Origin of the sequence: Alcanivorax profundi, from assembly GCF_003597125.1 — a bacterium.
Taxonomy (GTDB): domain Bacteria; phylum Pseudomonadota; class Gammaproteobacteria; order Pseudomonadales; family Alcanivoracaceae; genus Alcanivorax; species Alcanivorax profundi.
This window is the reverse complement of record NZ_QYYA01000183.1, coordinates 1-377: the sequence shown is the minus strand read 5'-3', so window position 1 is coordinate 377 and position 377 is coordinate 1. Positions and strand designations below refer to the sequence as shown.

Annotated in this window: 1 protein-coding gene; it reads right to left on the bottom strand. The window is 41.1% G+C overall.

Annotated features, from left to right (window positions below; genetic code table 11):
- The coding region (locus D4A39_RS19415; protein WP_199699514.1) for a hypothetical protein at positions 1–276 on the bottom strand (276 nt) is incomplete at its 3' end.
- Positions 277–377: the final 101 nt, after the last annotated feature.

Genomic DNA, 377 nt, shown 5'->3' with positions numbered 1-377 from the left:
GTCAGCAATCTTAGTAAAACCTACATAGCCAGCGCCATCACCCTTCAATGCCTGCTCATACATCTGGTTAGCAAAGTAGGTCTGACCCTTAGCAAGCATAGTGCTAGCCTTGTCCTCACGTGGACCTGAGATCTGAGATACATAACCGAATACACCTGCAATGATAACAATGATAGCTACTACTGCAATGATAATAGCCTTCTTGTACTTCAAGAAGAAGGCCTCACGAATGTTTAGGCTCTCTGTTTCCTGAGCCTGTACGTTGTTGTTTGCCATTTTTATTTTGCTTTTTTATTATTCTATACTTTTTCGTTTCTGGTTTTGGGGCAATCTGCTCAATAGAAAGTTAGCTTTCAAATTGTGGAATGCCGCTAAAC